The organism is Leifsonia sp. ZF2019, assembly GCF_019924635.1.
Classification (GTDB): domain Bacteria; phylum Actinomycetota; class Actinomycetes; order Actinomycetales; family Microbacteriaceae; genus Leifsonia.
In genome coordinates, this window is sequence record NZ_CP065037.1 from 4,182,229 (window position 1) to 4,199,534 (window position 17,306).

The following is a 17,306-nucleotide window of genomic DNA, read 5'->3' on the forward strand; positions in this document are numbered from 1 at the left end:
CGTTCATCGGGTCTGCGTTCATCGGGTCTGCGCCCACTGGCTGATCTGGGCGGCGAGGAGCGCGCGGAGCCCGCCGAGGTCGACGTTGTAGTCGACCACGTGGAGCCCGAGCGCAGAGGTGGAGGTGTCGGGCAGCATCCCGGTGGGGTCATCGATCTGCAGCCAGCTGGTGTTGGCGGTCGCGTCGCCGGCGAAGGCGCAGTGCCCGCTCAACGCGCCGGGGGTCGACCGGTACCCGGTCGGATCGGCGGGGAGGGTGTAGCCGAGGAGGAGATGGGTCAATGCGCCGTTGGGAGCCAGCAGGCTCCCGCGGACGAGCGTGCGCGTGGGCAGGATCGGGTCGAGAGCCGCGGTCGCATCGGCCGGTCCACCGGCGAGCAGAGCGCTGGGGTTGACGCAGGCGATCCGGTGTCCGGCGTCGAGGTTCGCTGCCAGGCTTCCCGACACCGGTGCGCTCCCGGCGGGCTGGCCGTAGCTGGAGTACGCGATGACGCATCCCGTCGGCACACCGCCCGGCTTCGGCTCGCAGACGGGCAGGTGCTGGAACGTCGAAGCGGGGTCGGCGCCCCCGCCGGACGCGGCGCCGAGCGGCACCTGCACCTGGCCGCCGAGCACGACCGCGCTCACCAGCTGCGCGGTGGCGGCCGCGTCGCCGTCCACGGAGTGCTGGAGCAGTTTCTCCACCGCGACGCTTCCCTGCGAGTGGCCGAGCACGATCACCCCTCGGCGCTGACCGGTGACCGGATCGATGTTGTCATGGGCCCAGTAGTCGTCCCACGCCTGCTGTACGTCGGCGAAGCCCGGGCCCGGATACGGGTCGCCGCCGGTCGCGCCGCTCGCCGCAAGCTGGAGCAGAGTGCTCTGCCGGTAGAGCGGAGCGAACACGCGGCACAGCCCCGCGAGCGGGCCGAGCTGCGCGAGCAGCACGGCGACCTCGTCGTCGCGCGCCGACGGCGCCGCCGAGCCGAGCATCAGCACGGGGTTCGGGAGCAGGTCCACCGTGGGATAGACATAGAAGCAGTCGACCGGAGGCTCGGCGCCCGTCGTCGGCTGCACCACCGCACTCGTGCCTCCCGCCGCGACGGTGGTCGACAGCGGAACGGTGCTGCCGTCGGGATAGCGGCCCACGGCGCCGCCGCACGCCGACGCGGGGTCGCCGGGATGGCACAGCCACACCGGCTGCGCGAGCGGCGCGGTGAGGGAGAAGGACGGAGATGCGGAGCCGGCGGCGGGCGCCGCACCGGAGGAGAACGCCAGCGCGGCGGCCGCCACGATCGCGAGGAGCGGGGAAGGCATCGTTGCCTCCTTTCGTCGGCGCACGGGGGTGCGCACAGGGGTCAGAGCCGCGTCGTCGCGGCTCCCGCGTGGTGCTCGCTCTCCCGGCCGTCGCGGTCCACGAAGGTGAACGGCACGGGAGAGACGATCTCGACCCGGTCGCCCGCCACCGTGACGTGGACGGGGCCGAACGGGGTGGCGGCGGCGCCGGATGCGTTGGTGAGACGACCGGGCCGCGGGGCGATCCGCATCCGCGTGCAGCCGGGCTCGGCCGGACGGATGCCGAGGGTGAAGACGATCAGATCCCGGGCGGGGGTGGCGCTCCAGCCGTGACAGTACGATCCACCCTCCCAGCACTCGCGGAAGGCGGTCGGTGCGTCGTCGAGCAGCGCGTCCCAGTCGAGCAGTAGGTCGGGCAGCCTGTCGGTCTCGCCGAGCAGGTCGAGGGCCTCGTGAACGATCGGGCGGAAGAAGGGCTGCGCGCCGACGGTCAGACGCTCGGTGTCCCAGTCGGGGGCGTCCCGCACCGAGACGGGCGTGCCGGCGACCGGCCCGAGGGCGTCCGCGCCGTGATCGGCCAGCGGACTGCGGGTGAAGACGGCTGCACGGTCGAGCAGGAGCCGCCGCACCGCGGCGCGGCGACGGTCGGGCACGATGCCCGCACAGACCGCGGCCGCCGCGGTGTGCTCGCTGACGGAGCGGCCGCGCTCGCCGTCGACGATGGTGTCGCGGTAGGCCCCGCGCTCCTCGTCCCAGAAGGCCTCGAAGCCGTCGGCGATCGAGGCGTGCCTGGCACGGGCCCAGGCCGCCCTGCCACTGTCGCCGAGGGCCTCGGCGAGCTCCGCGACATCGCGGAAGGCGCGGGCCAGCAGTGCGTTCAGGGCCGCGCTCCGGCCGGTCACCTGGACCGGGGACCAGTCGATGAGCACCCACCCGGGCACCTCGGCCACGAGGCCGTCGTCGCCCACGAACCGATCGAACCAGCGCAGCACGTTCTCGGCCACCGGCATGAGCTCTGCCACGGCCTCCCGGTCGCCGGTGTAGTCGTGGAGGCGGTGCACCTGGCGGATCCAGTGCAGCGACCAGTCGGGGATGGTCGGCACCGCCGGCGTCGCGAAGTCCCCTGCCGCGACCATCGGGAGGATGCCGTCCGGGCGCGGCTGGGCCAGCAGCCGGGGGCTCCAGCGGGGGAGGCTCCAGTCGAGGTTGGCCGCGAAGTCGACGGACTGGTGCACGACGGAGTCGCCCGTCCAGGCGCGCTGCTCGCGCGTCGGGCAGTCGACGTAGGCATCGTGCGAGCTCAGGTCGGCCGTGCGCAGAGCGACGTCGTAGATGCGGTCGAGGCGCGGATCGTCCGATCGGAACGGCTCGACCGCCTCACGCGGGCGGAGGCGCTCGAGCACCGAGACCTCCTCCAGCCGCCAGTCCGTCGCGGCGTCCACGAGCAGCACCAGCCAGCGCCCGCCGATGCGTTCCCAGGAGAGAAAGCGATCGTCGGCGCCGCGGGCGATATAGCCGAGCACGGCGGCGGAGTCGAGGGCTGCGGCCGTCGGTGCCTCGAGCAGAGCCGCGGCGACCGTGGTCCCGGCGGGCGCGTCGACGCGCAGCTCCAGCCTCCCGCTCACGATCGCGCCGAAGTCGACGACGAGGAGGCGCCGGCCGCCCGGGATGTCGACCGGCTGCGCGAGGTCACCCGGTGCCCCGGCGGGTACGGCCGGCGACGTCGCGAGCAGGTCGGCGAGCAGCGCGCGGGCGGGGTCGAGAGCCGAGCCGTCCCAGGCCGTCGGGCCGCCGTCGGCGATCGCGAGGGCGGCCGGGAGGCGGCGTCCGCCGGTCAGGGGAGCGACAGGGCGCCTCCGCGGCGCGCCCCAGGGCTCGCCACCCGGGGTCGTGCGCCCCGCCGGTCCGACGATGGAGTGCTCCCGCAGCACCGTCGCCGGCTGCCAGTCGCCGTCGTCGTATCCGCGTTGTGCCCAGTCGGCGTCGAGTTGCCGCGCGTCGAGCAGCTCCTCCGGCTGCGTGACGAGGAACCCGGCCGGTGCGGTGGGCGTCCACGCGGCCGCCTCCTGCACACGCCAGCTCTCGTCGGTCCCGACGATCGTGCCGTCGAGGGCGATCTCGGCCGCCAGGCTCCCGCCGCCGAGCGTGTAGCTGGTGGGGGAGGGTTCCCACCACGGCGAGGGGAAGCCGCGGAACCGGCCGATCACGGCCACCACGTTCTCACCGGCGACGAGCGCACCGTCGAGGCGGTACTCGTCGTACTCGATGTGGCGCGGCGCGTGCCGGATCGGCCCGGAGCCGAGCTCGCGTCCGTTGACGAAGAGCCGGTAGTCGGAATCGGCGGTGATCCGCAGCCGGGCCGTCCGGGGAGCGGTGTCCAGCTGCAGGGTGCGGCGGAAGAGCACGCGCGTGTCGAAGCGTGCGGGGTCGGCGGCGCCGTAGGGGTGCTCGCGACTCGGACCCGCCAGCGCGGGGCGGTCGGACCAGATCCAGCGTCCGGTCCATGCGTCCGGCCAGGTCGTCGATGACATGGCAGCTATTTTTACCGAGTGGTAAGTCAAATGCAAGCCGGGCACAATGGGGAGATGACCGAGAGCACCCAGAAGGCGCCGTCCTCTCGCCGGGGCCGCCACCGCGGGACCGTACGCGGCGACTCCCGCCGCGACGAGCTGGTCCACGTCGCGAGCGAGCTCTTCGCCGAGAACGGCTACCGCGACACGAGCATCGCGGACATCGCCCAGCGAGTGGGCGTCACGCAGCAGGCGCTGCTCTACTACTTCGGCAGCAAGCCCGCCCTGCTCGACGCGGTCATCGACGACCGGGACGGGGCCGCCGTCGCCTTCGCCGAGGAGCTCGCCGCGATCGGCGGCTTCGACGCCATCGACGCCCTCCCCGACTCCGCACGTCGCAACGCGGCCGAACCGAACCTGGTGCGCCTCTTCGCCGTCCTGGTCGCCGAGAACCTCTCGCGCGATGCGGTCGCCCATGACCACTTCGTCACGCGGTACCGCCGCCTGCGCCGGATCGTCGCGGGACTCATCGCCGAGGGCCAGCGCACGGGCGTCTTCGAGCCCGGCATCGATCCCGCGCTCAAAGCCGCCGAGGTCATCGCGGTCATCGACGGACTCAACACCCAGTGGCTGCTCGACCCCGACGACATCGACATCGTGGCCGTCACCGAGCAGTTCGCCGAAGGACTCGCCGAGACCCTGCGCCCCCGCGCCTGACCCCGCGGTCGCGCCGGCCGGACCCGGAGTCAGACACTCGACAGGCGGCGGCCGCGAACGGCCCGACGACGCGATCGTCGCAGCAACCAGGGGATCATCCCCACGCCGATCGCCACGAGGACGACACTGCACCCGAGGACCACGAGTCGTGCCGGGAAGCTACCTCCCGACGGGAGCACGCCCACCGGATACTCGATGTACTTCGCCGCCGTGCGCGCGACATGCTCGCCTGCCTCGCGTGAGATATCCCTCAGCACCGGCTCGAATGCCGACTCCCCCGGCTTCTGGGCGCCCGGCACGATCTCGCGGTCGAGCGTGCCCGCCTGGTCCCGAGGGGTCGTCAGCAGAGTGAGACCGTGCGCCGTGCGGACCGTGTCACCGTCGGCGACGGGCAGGACGTGCGCGAGGAACGCCGCACCGCCGTAGAGCTCCGCCGTTGCAGCGACGCCGATCTCGTCCACGCCGTCGCTCAGCATCAGCCCGTAAGTCGGCTGGAACCAGGGCAACGTCGCGGCCATCGGATAGGGGAAGTCGGCGAGCGTGATCGTGTTGACAGGCATAGTCTCAGCCGGTCCCGGTCTCCAGGCCGGATAGCCGATCTCCGCAGCGATCCTCGTCGCTTCGGCCGCGCCGGTGTAGCGCTCAACCAGGTGGAGTGCCCCCGCAATGCCCGAACTCACCCCCGCCGTGGTGAGCACCATGCCGTCCTGCACCCAGCGCACGCCCTCCTCCCAGGTTGTCCGGGGGTTCGACGACCGCAGTCCCGGGAGGTCTGACCAGAACGACGTCGCTCGCTTTCCGTCGAGCACATCCGTCGCTGCGAGCACGCGTGCGCCTGCGCACACGCCCAGCACGGCGTTCCCTCGCCGAGCGGTCCGCTCGACCAGGGCACGCAAAGGCGCCTCGTCGAGCCCCTCCGGGTCTGCCATCGCCGGGACCACGACCACCGCCGGCTCGGGGGCGATGCCGGAGAGGACGTCGCTGGCGGAGTAGTCCGGGAGCGTCGCCAGGCCGCCGGACAGCGCGACCGGCTCGCGCCGCACCGAGACGGTGTAGACGTGGAATCGCGGCGACCGAGCGAGCACCTCGTATGGTCCGAGCACGTCCGTCGCAACCGATCCGTTCGCGCCGAGGAGGACGGCGACGGGGATGCGGTCGTGGGCCACGGCAGGCGCCGAGTGAGAAAGGCGCGCTGCCGCCGCCTCCGCACCAGCCGGCACGGAGAAGTCGCGTGCCATCGTCACGGCGAATCCACCGCCGAGGAGGGCGGCGAGCGTCACGACAGCCGACACGACGCCGATCACGGCGGTCAGCACGGTGGAGACGGTTTTCGGCATGGGGGTACTCCAGAAGTCGGGGGATGTTCGAGGGTGAAGGGACCGGGTTCAGGCCGCGGTCAATCGATAGGCCGACGGCGAGACACCTTCGTGCGTGCCGAACATCCGCCGGAAGTGCCGGGGGTCGGCGTATCCGCAGGCCCGAGCGATCTCCTCGATCGTCAGCGTCGAGGCCCGCAGGAGGGTTCGGGCATGCCCGAGTCGAAGCTCGGTGTGGTATTGGGCGGGCGTGAGCCCCGTCGCCGCGACGAATGCCCGACTGAGCCCGCGCGGGGAGAGATGCGCTCGCGCGGCGAGCTCTGCGAGCGGATGATCGCCCGCCAGGTCGGAGGCGAGCGTGTCCTGCACCGCGTGCACAACCGGGTCCAGATGGTCGCGATGGGCGAGGAACGGGCTGGTCGGGGCGGACGAGCCGTTCCGACGGGTGTACACCACGAGTTCGCGAGCGACGGATGCGGCGAACGCCGGCCCGCGGTCGGCCTCGACCAACGCGAGCGCGAGGTCGATGCCCGAGGCAATTCCAGCGCTCGTGCTCACGGATCCGTCGTGCACGAACAGCACGTCATCGAGTACGCGCGCTTCGGGATACCGCTCACGCATCGCGGCGACCGCGCTCCAGTGGGTCGTGCACCGGCGCCCGTCGAGCAGGCCGGCGTCGCCCAGCACGACAGCGCCGGTGCAGACCGACGCCAGCCGGGCCCCGGCGGCATGGGCACGCCGCGTCCACTCGAGAACCTCCGGCGCGACGAGCCCCGCCGATCCCGCTCGCCGGAGGACGGTGCCGAGGTCCACGCCCGGCACGACCACCAGCGTGTTCTCGTCGGCGGCGGCCTCGGCCAGCGGCTCCAATCCGTCGAGCGCCAATCCCTGAGCACTCACGACGCGACTCGCCTCTCCGACCCAACGGAGCCGGTAGTCAGCCCCGAGCGCCGAAGCGGCCGAGAAGACCTGCGCCGGGCCGGACAGATCGAGCAGGTTGAGGTCGGGGAGGGCGATGAACAGGACTTCCACAGGACCCAGGCTAGGGCGGCGCGATCCCGCTCGGGAGGCCGGGACGAGGCAGCAAAGCGGACGGATCAGGTCAACCCGTTCGTGCTGCCCGGCCGAGACCTCGCGTCGGCCTCCCCGCCGCGCCGCGGCCGTGTGGCCCAGCCGTTCGTCGCCCACTGGATCGCCGGCAGGACGAGCCAGTTCAGTGCGGCGACGAGGATCGCGGCGTCGACCACCACGACGGCGGCGCGCGGCAGGAGGCCGCTGAGAAAGGGCGCGAGTACGAGATTGAGGACGATGCTGACCGGAAGCACCCCCGAGAAGGTGGCGACCCCTTGCCTCCAGGTGCCGGGTCGGAAGGCCGTTCGCGTCACTGCAGGAATCCCGCTCTCCAACTCGGATGGCGCAGCACGAGTCCCTGCCCTTTCGCGCGCGCGTTGCTGACCGGCCGGCTGACGTCGCCGCTCTCGCGGCGTTGCGGTGCAGGACCGTCGACGGATGCCGCGAAGACAGGCGTCCACTCGATGCCGGCCGCCGGTTCGTCGTCCACGATGTTCCATGTCCCGCTCGGCCACTCCAGAGCGAGCAGCGCCGCACGAGCGGCGTCGTCCACGTGGATGAACGACGCGGCGGTCTCGGTCGCCGGCAGGCTCCCCGCGCGCGCGGCGTCGCCGTATCGGCCGTCGGCCGCATACCAGGTTCCGGGCCCGTACAACAGGCCGAAGCGCAGGACGACGGCGTGCGGGAGCTCACGCACCGCATCCTCGAGCGCTGCGACCGCGTGGACGGTCGTACCGCGGGGCTCGGCGGCGTTCAGGTCGAGCGGTGTGTCCTCATCGGCGGCCTCGGCACCCGACGGATAGATCCACGAGATGCTCTCGGCGATCATCGTCTCCACGCGCAAGGCGTGCGCGGCGTCCACGAGGTTCCGCGTCCCCTCGACGCGGAGCCGCGCGTTGCTCGCCGAGTCGCCGGAGGCGAGGTCGGTGAGGAGATCGACGATCGCGTCGGGCCGTGCGGACGACACCGCCCCCGTCACCGCGACCGGGTCCAGCGCGTCGGCGACCACCGGGGTCGCGCCGAGCGAGCGGATCACCTCCTCACCGCGCTCGGACCTCGTCATTCCGACCACCTCGTGACCGGCGGCGAGCGCGAGTGGGAGAAACGCACGTCCGAGCACTCCGGAGGCTCCGGCGACGAAAAGCTTCATGTTCCCTCCTTCTTTCGGGCTACGCCCTCGATGCTAGGCACGACCTGGATCAGACAAGAGGGCCAGAAGGCGCCCAGTATTGTGGTCCAGTGGACCTCTTCCTCTCGCTCGATCCGTCGATTGCGAAACGTCGTGCGGTGGAGACGGCGCTGCGGCGGAGCGTCGCCCTCGGGCAGCTCCCGGTCGGCAGCCGTGTGCCGGGCACCCGGGAGCTCGCGACCGAGCTCGGCGTTGCCCGCGGGACGGTCACCGCCGCGATCGACGATCTGGTGGCCGACGGGGTACTCGTCACGCGGGAACGCGCGGGAACGTTCGTGGCCCGCGCACCCGGCGCGTCGGACGCAGCCCGCGTCGCTCCTGTCGAGCCGACGATGCGGTGGGACCTGCGCCCCGGCCGGCCCGAGGCCGGCTCCTTCCCGCTCGCGCGATGGAGCGCCGCGCTTCGCCGGGCGGCAGCGGGATGGACGCCGACGGGGGCCGACGAGGACGCGCGCGGCAGCCTGGAGCTTCGGGCTCAGCTCGCCGCCTACCTCGCGCGGGCCCGCGGCGTCGAGACGACGCCGGACTCGGTCGTCGTCTGCGCCGGTTACCGTTCCGCGACGAACGTGCTGGCGGTAGCGCTGCGCGGACAGGGAGCCGAGAGGGTCGCGATCGAGGATCCGGCGCTTCCCGCGCTGGACACGGCTTGGCGCTGGGCGGGTGTGCAGACCGTCGACCTGCCGGTGGATGCGGCCGGCGCCCGCGTCGATCTGCTCGACTCCTCGATCGATGCCGCCGTCCTGACTCCGGCGCATCAGTTCCCGCTCGGCGTCGTTCTCAGCGCCGCGCGGCGGCGCGACGTGCTCTCGTGGGCGGCTGCCTCGCGTTCCGTCGTCATCGAGGACGACTACGACGGCGAGTTCCGCTTCGATCGCCGCCCCGTGGCCGCGCTGCAGCGCTCCGCGCCGGACCGGGTGATCTACATCGGCAGTACGAGCAAATCACTCGACCCGCGACTCCGGCTCGGCTGGATGGTACTTCCTCCGGATCTCGTCGGGCCGGTCGCGGCGACGACCCTGGCGCTGACCGGCGGGGTGCCGGAGCTGGATCAGCTCGCGCTGGCCGAGCTGATCCGAAGCGGAGACTACGAGCGCCATATCCGCCGCCAGCGGCGCGAGTACGCGCGGCGTCGCGTCCTCCTCGATCAGGTGCTGGCCCAGGCCGGGTCGACCGCCACCGGCATCTCCGCCGGCCTGCAGGCGATCGTCCCCCTTCCTCCCCGGTCACACGGTGACGAGGGCGGCACCCTTCGCGCGGGCGATGCGATGCTCCACACGCTCGGCCGGTATTCCCGGACCGACGACCACCCGCCGTCGGCGGTCGTCGGGTTCGCGACACCGCCCCGCTCCCAGTTCGACGCCGCCATCCACGCTTTCGCGCGGTGGCTGCGGGAGGCGTCCGGCTCCGATGCAGCCCGGGTCATCGCCCCGTCGCCGCGTCACCACGCAGGGTGAGGATCGCGCTCGTGAAGGAGGCCACCGGCTTCCCGTCCTCACGGAGGACGTCGCACGCATAGTGACTGATGGTCCGTCCGGCGTGCGTGCACCGGGCTCGCGCGATGAGCGGCCCGGACCAGACGGGGCGGAGGAACCGCGCGTCCAGATCGAGGCTCGTGAACGATTCGCCGGCGACGATCGCCGTCGAGTGCGCGGTCCCCATCGCCGCATCCGCCAGCTCGCACAGCATCCCGCCGTGGAGTGTCCCCTGCTGGTTCCCGTGTCGCGACACGTCGGCGACGAACCGGACCTCAGCGGCACGCTCGGACACCCCGACCAGCTCGAACCCGAGCAGACGCGAGATGGGGGTGGGGTACGTCAGGTGGGTGGTGTCGTCGGGCGACAGGGTCCCGTCGATCGCGCGCTGCAGGAAGGCGAGCACCGGCAGATCACCGTCGCAGTCGCGCGTCATGCCCGCGGCGCCCCTCGGCGTGCGGCGAAGAACGCCCGCTCGTGCGCGGCGGACTCGCGGAACGCGAGCCCCATCGCGCGCCGTGTCGCCTCGTCGGAGGTCGCGGCGAGTTCTGTGACGATGCCGATCGCCCGCCGGGTGGCGTCAGCGAATGCGGGTTCGGCATAGGTGTCGAGCCACGACCGGTACGGGTGCCGCTCGTGCGAGAGAGCGTGCAGGCGCTCCCCGACGTCCTGATAGATCCAGAAGCACGGGAGGAGCGCCGCAGCGAGCACCCGGTAGTCCCCTCGGGCCGCCGTCGCGAGCAGGTGGTTCAGGTAGGCCGTCGTCACCGGGTCCGGCTCCACGGCTCGCAGTGCTTCCTCAGTCAGCCAGCTCTCGTGGAGCTGCAGCTCTCCCGCGATCGCCCCCTGCGCGCTGTCGGCCCAGAACACGAGCTCGTCCGAGGCCGGCGCGAGGCGTGCGGCATGGGCGAGCACCCGGGCGTAGTCGCGCAGGTAGAGGGCGTCCTGGGCCAGATACCCCAGGAACTCGTCGCGGGGCAGGGTCCCGTCGCCGAGCCCGCGCACGAACGGCAGGTCGTCGATGTCGGCGCGGAGGGCGCCGATCTCGTTCCACCAGGCGCTCTCGACGTCCTCCGCCGTCGGGGCCGTCGTGGTGCCCCCTCGACGCCAGAGACCGGCGAAGTGGCTGATCGGCCCATTGCCGGTGCCCACCTCGAGCTCGGACCCGTGACGAATGCTCTCGGCGAGCCACTGCTTGGATTCCGCCGCGGCTCGCACCCAGTCCCCCGTGGCGGCGACCCGGGTCGCGACCGCGGAGGACAGCGAGCACCCTGTGCCGTGCGTGTTGCGCGTGGCGATGCGCAGCCCCGGGAACTCGGTCACCGAGACAGCGCCGTCGACGGCCTCGACGAGCGCATCGGGGAGGTGCTCCCCTGTCAGGTGTCCGCCCTTGGCGAGCACCCGAACACCGTGCCGAGCGGCGACCCGACCCGCCTGCGCAAGCGCCTCCTCCCAGGAGACGGCGACGGTCGACTCCGCGAGGACCGCGAGCTCGGGGACGTTCGGTGTCACCAGGTCCACCTGCGAGACGAGTCGACGCAGCGCGTCCTCCGCATCGGCGTCGAGGAGGCGGTCGCCGCTGGTGGCGACCGCCACGGGGTCGAGCACGACCAGAGGAGGCCGCACCCGGTCGAGCCAATCGGCGACCACCCCGATCACCTCGGCGGTGCCGAGCATTCCGATCTTGACCGCGTCGATCTCCACGTCGTCGGAGACGGCATCGAGTTGCTGGGCGAGGAACGCCGGGGGAGGCACATGGACGGCACGGACGCCGTGGGTGTTCTGGGCGACGAGCGCTGTGACGACCGCCATGCCGTAACCGCCGTTCGCGGCGATGCTCTTCAGATCCGCCTGGATGCCGGCGCCGCCGGTGGGGTCGGTGCCGGCGATGCTCAGCACTCGCGGTACGACACGCTGCCGGCTCATGCGGCATCCCATGCCGTGCGCAGCTCGCGGGCCGCCTGTCCGGGGTCGGCGGACCCGCAGATCGCCGACACGACCGCCGCGCCGGCGGCGCCCGCCCGGCGCAGCGCTCCCAGATCGGCCGCGTGCACCCCTCCGATCGCGACCGCCGGGAGCGCGCTCAGGGCGACCAGCCGGGCGAACTCCTCGTGACCGAGCGGCGGCGGAGCGTCGCGTTTCGTCGCGGTCGCGTGCAGCGCGCCGATGCCGACGTAGTCGACGACGCCGGAGTCGGACGCCGCGGCCAATTGCTCCGGCGTCGAGGCGCTCAGCCCGAGGACGGCGTCGGAGCCGATGAGCCCTCGCACCGCCTCGGGCGGAAGATCGGACTGCCCCACATGGACGCCCGTGATCCGCGCTCCCGCAGCACGGGCGGCGAGGAACACGTCCACCCGGTCGTTGACGATCAGCGCGACTCGATCCGGGATCGCCTCCGAGACCCGCAGCACCGTGTCGAGGAACCCGCGGGCCGTGGCCTCCTTCTCTCGGAGCTGCACCGCCGTCACGCCGTTGGCCGCGGCGGCTCGGACCAGCTCGACGAGATCGTGACCGGCCGCTGCGGCCAGGCCGGAATCGGTGACCAGGTAGAGGGAGAGATCGCTCGTCATCGGACCACCGCCCGTGCACGCAGGATCTCAGCGTCGACCCCCGCGAGCGCGTCCAGGAACAGGGACGCGAAGGTCCCGGGCCCTCCGGCGCGCTCGGCCGCGAGCTCTGCCGCGACGTTGTAGACCGTGATCGCCGCGACCGTGGCGGCGAACCGGTCCGCCGTCACGCCCGCGAACGCGGCCATCACCGCACCCAGCGCGCACCCCCCTCCGGTGACCCGGGTCAGCAGCGCATTCCCGTTGCCCAGACGCGACTCGTCGATGCCGTCGGTCACGAGATCCACCGGCCCCGACACCGCCACCACGCCGCCGGTGGCGAGGGCGATCCGACGGGCGGCGGACGCCGCGTCCTCGACGACGTCCGTCGCGTCGACGCCGCGACCACCCGCGCCCGCCCCGTCGAACGCGATGATCTCGGAGGCGTTCCCCCGCACGACCGTCGGGCGTGCCGTCTTCAATTCTGCGGCGAGCGCCGTGCGAACCGGCAGGGCGCCGATCGCGACGGGGTCGAGCACCCACGGGGTGCCGGCGTGGGTGGCGGCCGACGCCGCCTCCCGCATCGCTTCGCGCTGCTCCGCGTTCGGAGTGCCGAGGTTGACGAGCACGCCCGACGCGATCCCGGCGAAGACGCCCGCCTCTCCCGGGATGTCCACCATGGCCGGGGCGGCGCCGAGGGCGAGCAGGACGTTGGCCGTGAAGTTCGTCACCACGGCGTTGGTGATGCATTGCACGAGCGGCGCGCGGGTGCGCACCTCCGCGTGCAGAGAGACGATGGACTCGATCTGGTTTCGTGGCGTGCGCGTCATGCGCGACATCCCTTCGCTAGTACGAACTAGAGCAGGTTCGACGGGTGTGATCTCAGCCCCGCAGGGCACCCCGTGTCACGTGTGTTGGTCTCACGCTATCGGAAGAGCCGCCGCGGTGCAGGCGCGCACGACCCGTGCTACCCCTCCGTGGGACGCCTACGGCTCAGAGAGCGTGATTCCCGAGATGGCGTCGAGTGTCGTGCGCGGGAGGAAGCTCTCGCAGTGAAGGCCCACTGTCGCGAGTTCATGGATCCAGGTCTGCCGGGTGTTCGTGCAGGTCACCGGAGACGTTCCGTCGGCGAAGGAGACGGTCGCGGCGAGGTACGGGGCGGTGCGGTCCGTCGCCCGGACCGTGATCTCGATGTTCGTCTGGTGATACGTGTCGCTGGAGACGACGGCCGTGCCGGAGACGCGGTAGTCGTCTCCGGTTCTGCCGGAGACGACATCGGCTGTCACCGTGCCGGTGGTCGCGCCGACGACAGCGACGGGGATCACCCCGGCAGCGATGGCTCCGAGTGCGGCCGCGAGCGCGCCGATGCGGAATGCCCGCGTCGCGATGCGCCCGCGCCGCGGGGATGCGCGCCCGATCACGAGGATGCCCGCGCTGAAGAGGAGCATCGTCGATGCACCCGCGATGGCCGCCCCGACGGGCTCGCCGGCGATGCCGAGCTCGGCCGACCATGCCCATGAGACGACGACGCCCACTCCGATGAGGGCCCAGCCCGCCACCCGGGTCCACCGAGCACGTGCGGTGCCGGGAGCCTTCGTCGGGGTTACGCGGGCCGTCATGCGTCCTCCTCGGATGCGAGCAGCCGGTCGATCGTCTGGTCGAGCTCGGCGGCGGTCGCGTAATGCCCGCCGTTCACGACGGCGCTGATGTCCATGAGGTTCTCCACGCTCGTGAGCGGGTCGTTGTCGAGGAGGAGGAGATCGGCCCGCATCCCCGCGTCGATGGCCCCCATGCGGTCGGAACGGCCGAGGAAGCTCGCCGGAACGGTCGTGGTCGCCCGCAGCACGTCGAGCGGCGCGAGGCCGGCGGAGGCCAGCTCCCGGAATTCGGACCGCAGGTCCTGCCCGGGATTGCCGCCCGGACCGTCCGTTCCGGTCATGATCGGCACTCCTTCTGCGTGGAGGATTCCGACGAACGTCACGGCGGTGTCGTAGTACTGGTGGTAGGCGTCTCGCCGCTGGGCGGGCAGATCGAGGAACTTCGTCCGAGTGGTCTGATAGTCCTTCCTCACCTGTGGTGAGAGCATCCTCAACCACGGGTGGTCCGTGTACTCCGGGGCGTCCATCCTGTACTCGGTGCGCAGTCGCGAGAGCGTGGGCGTCTGCCAGGTGCTGTTCTTCAGGAAGGTTCGCGCGAGATCCCGCGCGGCGCCGTCGTCGAAGGTGTTCAGCGCCTGCTGGAGCACCGGGATGTTGTCGGCCCGATCGGACAGGGCGGGGTTCAGCAGCGTCGTCGCGGTCAGCTTGGTGACAAAGGGACTCCCGAAGAGCTGTTCGGCGAACGGCACGTAGCCGAGTGCGTTCGGCAGCGCGAGAGAGGTGTCGGCCGCGGCCCGGAGCGCTGCGCGGTCGCTCGAGGTCTCGATCCAGATGTTGGCACTGGTGCCGAGGTGTTCGAGGAAGTCGTAGCCGGCGTCCGACGCCTCACCCGGACTGACCGACGGCGGCAGGTGGCCGCCGATCGTCAAACCCTGGGCGTGCGCCCAGCTCACCGCGGCGAAGAACACGTCGCGCTCCACCATGATGAGTTTGATGAAGTCGGCGCCGAGAGCCTTCTGACGGCTGATCTCGCGGCGCACCCTCCCGACGGTGGGTGAGTTGAAGGGCATCAGGATCGCCCCGGGCATCGTCAGCAGAGCGGGCGTTCGGGGCCCGAGCGAGAGCCGATTCTGCGCACGGCGCCGGAGCACCTCGTCGGGGCCGGCCATCTGCCGCATCCCGGTCGTCCCCTCACGCAGCATCGTGGCCATGAACAGTTCAGAGCGTTCCTCCTGCAGGACGTGGGTGTGCATGTTGTTGTAGCCCGGCACGGCGTACCTGCCTTCACCGTCCACGACCCGCATGCCGGAGACCGCGGGTCCGGGAAAGGCCGTCGTGGCCACGATTCTGCCGCCGCGCGTCTCGATGGACATATCGGGGCGGCGGCTCCCGTCGCGCGGATCCACGATGGTCACGTGGTCGATCCGCAACGCAGGCGCGGTCGCGTGCGGCGACTGCGGCGGAAGGTTCCCGCTCGTCAACGTGGACAGGAGAGGCCCACCCGATGCCGCGGCGGCCCCGAGACCCAGTGCGATGAAGCCGGTGGTCTTGAGGAACGTTCGGCGTGATGACGTGGCGGGCGTCTCGCGAGGGTCGTCAGGGTGCGAGGTCATGGGCTGTTCACGCTTTCTCACGGTCGGCACGGGGATGGGGGTGTCCGCTCGCGTTCAGGAGGCGTGCGGCATTGGCTCCAGCCAGCTCACGCCAGGAGGAGACGCCGCTGGGGTGGGGAGCCGTGTCGAGGGACGCGAGCTGCGCGTCGACCACGGCGGGCGGTGTCCAGCAGGAGTCGCTGCCGTACAGGATCCGGTCGGTGCCGACCAGCGACGTCAATGCGGGGATCGCGTGCGGGAACGGCGTCCCGGCCGTGTCGAACCACAGGGACGTCAGCTGCTCCCACAGGTGGAGCGCCTCGGCGTCGACGCCGACAGCGAGCGGGAGGAGGGTGGTGACCCGGTCGGCGAGGCTCCCGAGTGCCGCTCCCGAGTGCGGCACGATGACACGCATCCCCGGGTGCCGGTGGATCACTGTGGCTCGCAGCAGGTCGACGACCGTGCGGGTGGAGTCGAAGAGGAACTCCAGCAGAGGGCGTGGCAACCCCAGTCCCGTCGACTCCCACGACACCGGCGAGGTCGGGTGGATGAAGAGGATCCCTCGCCGCCGGTCGAGCTCCGCCCACAACGGCTCGAGAGCCGGATCCCCGAGGTACTGCCCGTGCGCGTTCGACTCCACCGCGATTCCGGTCGCGCCCGCCGTCATCGCCCGCGTCAGCTCCCGCAGCGCCGCGTCCACATCGGGCAGGGGAACGGAGGCGAAGCAGTCGAAGCGCCCCGGATGGTCGTCGACGTATCCGAGTGCGACGTCGTTGACGTGCTCCGCCATCGCCGCTGCTTCGGCATCCCGCCCGGCGACGAGATGCACGCCGGGCGACGAGAGCGAGAGCACCGCGCGGGCGATGCCCCGCCTGTCCATGCTCGCGAGCTGATCGCCGACATCGAAGCCCGGCCAGCCCGGCATGCCGTCGGGATGCTCGATTCCTGCGGCTCTGGCACCCGCGACATAGTCGTCCGTGACGAAGTGCGCATGGACATCGACGAGCGGCGAAGGCATGCAGGCACGGTATGTCGCCTGCCGATCAGCGGAGGGGCGACTTCCACCCAGCGGTAGGGCGCCGCGGTTCGAGAGCGCCGGAGACGGCCCTGGCCGTCACGCGCACGGCGGGCAGCAGGCCTTCCAGCACCTGCTTGTCCGCCGGTGCGACGACCGACACCGCCGCGACCACCTCACGCGCTCTCCCGAAGACGGGTGCCGCGACGGTGCCCATGCCGTCGACGGCGGAGGCGGCGAAGACTAGTGATCCCTCCTGCCGGATCGCGGCCAGCCGACGGCGGAGCTCGTCACCGGTCGGGAAGGCCAATCGTCCTGGTCCTGTCAGATCGACATCGGCGTGAGCGATCATGGCCTCTTGCACCTCACGGGGGCTGTGGGCGAGCAGGACGAGGCCGCCACCGGTTCCGTGCAGGGGCAGGCGCCCGCCGACGCGATAGGCGACGCGGCCCGCACCACGAGCGGACAGGCGTTCGATCAGCACCGCCTCGTCGCCTTCGCGGACGGTGAGGAGGACGTGCTCCTCGGTGACGGCGTGGAGGTCCTGCAGGAACGGCATGGCGATTCGTCGAATGCCCTGGCTCCTCGGAGCGAGCGCTGCGATCTCGAAAAGTCGGAGACCGACGACATACAACCCGTCGTCGCGTCGTTCGAGAGCGCCGACGCCGACGAGTGACCGGACGATCCGCAGAGCGCTGTTGATCGGCAGACCGGCACGGCCTGCGATCGCGGTCAGGGAGAGCGCTGCATGGCGCTCGTCGAACGCCGCCAGGATCGAGAACGCCCGATCCACCACCCCGGTGCGGCGGGCGACGGCTGCCGAGGGTTCCTCCATGGGAGGGAGTCTGTCATGAAAGCTCGATTACCGCTGAGTGGAATCGTCGGCCCGCCCTCCGGGGAATGAGGCCACCATTGCCATCGTCACCACGTTGGACGGCCTACGGCGCACACTCCGGCATCGGGCCCGGGTCCGCATCAGGCGGCTCGAGCACTCGCGAGCGGGAT

16 protein-coding genes and 1 riboswitch are annotated in these 17,306 nt (G+C 71.8%); of the genes, 2 read left to right on the forward strand and 14 right to left on the reverse strand.

Features of this window, described 5'->3' with window-relative positions; all coding sequences use genetic code 11:
- Window positions 1–18 precede the first annotated feature (18 nt).
- Complete coding sequence (locus IT072_RS20415) at window positions 19–1,296, reverse strand: DUF3089 domain-containing protein (protein ID WP_223358677.1); 1,278 nt, start codon at window positions 1,294–1,296, stop codon at window positions 19–21.
- Between the two features lie 41 nt (window positions 1,297–1,337).
- The gene (locus tag IT072_RS20420) at window positions 1,338–3,806 is read right to left on the reverse strand and encodes an alpha-L-rhamnosidase-related protein (RefSeq protein WP_223358679.1); all 2,469 of its coding nucleotides are present in this window, start codon (window positions 3,804–3,806) and stop codon (window positions 1,338–1,340) included.
- Between the two features lie 54 nt (window positions 3,807–3,860).
- Between IT072_RS20420 and IT072_RS20425 the strand changes: the two genes are divergently transcribed.
- A complete protein-coding gene (locus IT072_RS20425; RefSeq protein ID WP_223358681.1) occupies window positions 3,861–4,502 on the forward strand; it encodes a TetR/AcrR family transcriptional regulator in 642 nt (213 codons plus the stop codon).
- Window positions 4,503–4,531: 29 nt separating this feature from the next.
- Here the strand turns inward: IT072_RS20425 and IT072_RS20430 are convergent, their stop codons facing one another.
- From IT072_RS20430 to IT072_RS20445, 4 genes are all read right to left on the reverse strand, one after another.
- On the reverse strand, window positions 4,532–5,839 hold the full coding sequence (locus IT072_RS20430; protein ID WP_223358682.1) for a DJ-1/PfpI family protein: 1,308 nt from the start codon (window positions 5,837–5,839) through the stop codon (window positions 4,532–4,534).
- A gap of 48 nt (window positions 5,840–5,887) precedes the next feature.
- Window positions 5,888–6,850: a GlxA family transcriptional regulator gene (locus IT072_RS20435; RefSeq protein ID WP_223358683.1), complete on the reverse strand. Its 963-nt coding sequence runs from the start codon at window positions 6,848–6,850 to the stop codon at window positions 5,888–5,890.
- 65 nt (window positions 6,851–6,915) lie between these two features.
- A complete protein-coding gene (locus IT072_RS20440; protein ID WP_223358684.1) occupies window positions 6,916–7,203 on the reverse strand; it encodes a hypothetical protein in 288 nt (95 codons plus the stop codon).
- Window positions 7,200–8,039, reverse strand: a complete 840-nt coding sequence (locus IT072_RS20445; RefSeq protein WP_223358685.1) for an NAD-dependent epimerase/dehydratase family protein — start codon at window positions 8,037–8,039, stop codon at window positions 7,200–7,202. Before IT072_RS20445 ends, IT072_RS20440 begins: the two co-directional genes overlap by 4 nt.
- Before the next feature lie 89 nt (window positions 8,040–8,128).
- On the opposite strand from IT072_RS20445, the gene pdxR reads away from it, so the two are divergent.
- Window positions 8,129–9,532: a MocR-like pyridoxine biosynthesis transcription factor PdxR gene (gene pdxR, locus IT072_RS20450; protein ID WP_223358687.1), complete on the forward strand. Its 1,404-nt coding sequence runs from the start codon at window positions 8,129–8,131 to the stop codon at window positions 9,530–9,532.
- On the opposite strand, the gene IT072_RS20455 is transcribed toward pdxR, so the two are convergent.
- The 8 genes from IT072_RS20455 to IT072_RS20490 all read right to left on the reverse strand — a co-directional run bounded on the left by IT072_RS20455 (window position 9,498) and on the right by IT072_RS20490 (window position 17,136).
- Window positions 9,498–9,986 carry a PaaI family thioesterase gene (locus IT072_RS20455; protein WP_223358689.1) on the reverse strand — a complete coding sequence of 163 codons (489 nt, stop codon included), beginning with the start codon at window positions 9,984–9,986 and terminating at the stop codon, window positions 9,498–9,500. The genes pdxR and IT072_RS20455 overlap by 35 nt on opposite strands.
- Complete coding sequence (locus IT072_RS20460; protein WP_263282053.1) at window positions 9,983–11,476, reverse strand: bifunctional hydroxymethylpyrimidine kinase/phosphomethylpyrimidine kinase; 1,494 nt, start codon at window positions 11,474–11,476, stop codon at window positions 9,983–9,985. Before IT072_RS20460 ends, IT072_RS20455 begins: the two co-directional genes overlap by 4 nt.
- The gene (thiE, locus tag IT072_RS20465) at window positions 11,473–12,120 is read right to left on the reverse strand and encodes a thiamine phosphate synthase (protein WP_223358692.1); all 648 of its coding nucleotides are present in this window, start codon (window positions 12,118–12,120) and stop codon (window positions 11,473–11,475) included. The genes IT072_RS20460 and thiE overlap by 4 nt, the downstream gene beginning before the upstream one ends.
- The gene (gene thiM, locus IT072_RS20470) at window positions 12,117–12,926 is read right to left on the reverse strand and encodes a hydroxyethylthiazole kinase (RefSeq protein WP_223358694.1); all 810 of its coding nucleotides are present in this window, start codon (window positions 12,924–12,926) and stop codon (window positions 12,117–12,119) included. The genes thiE and thiM overlap by 4 nt, the downstream gene beginning before the upstream one ends.
- Window positions 12,918–13,009: riboswitch (TPP riboswitch) on the reverse strand. Its footprint overlaps the gene before it by 9 nt.
- A gap of 73 nt (window positions 13,010–13,082) precedes the next feature.
- On the reverse strand, window positions 13,083–13,715 hold the full coding sequence (locus IT072_RS20475; protein ID WP_223358696.1) for a hypothetical protein: 633 nt from the start codon (window positions 13,713–13,715) through the stop codon (window positions 13,083–13,085).
- Window positions 13,712–15,307, reverse strand: coding sequence for an amidohydrolase family protein (locus IT072_RS20480; protein WP_223358697.1), 1,596 nt, complete (start codon window positions 15,305–15,307; stop codon window positions 13,712–13,714). Before IT072_RS20480 ends, IT072_RS20475 begins: the two co-directional genes overlap by 4 nt.
- 7 nt (window positions 15,308–15,314) lie before the next feature.
- Window positions 15,315–16,304 (reverse strand): amidohydrolase family protein, encoded by a 990-nt coding sequence (locus IT072_RS20485; protein WP_223358698.1) that lies wholly within the window; start codon window positions 16,302–16,304, stop codon window positions 15,315–15,317.
- Window positions 16,305–16,329: 25 nt separating this feature from the next.
- Window positions 16,330–17,136 (reverse strand): IclR family transcriptional regulator, encoded by an 807-nt coding sequence (locus IT072_RS20490; RefSeq protein WP_223358699.1) that lies wholly within the window; start codon window positions 17,134–17,136, stop codon window positions 16,330–16,332.
- Between the last annotated feature and the right edge of the window lie 170 nt (window positions 17,137–17,306).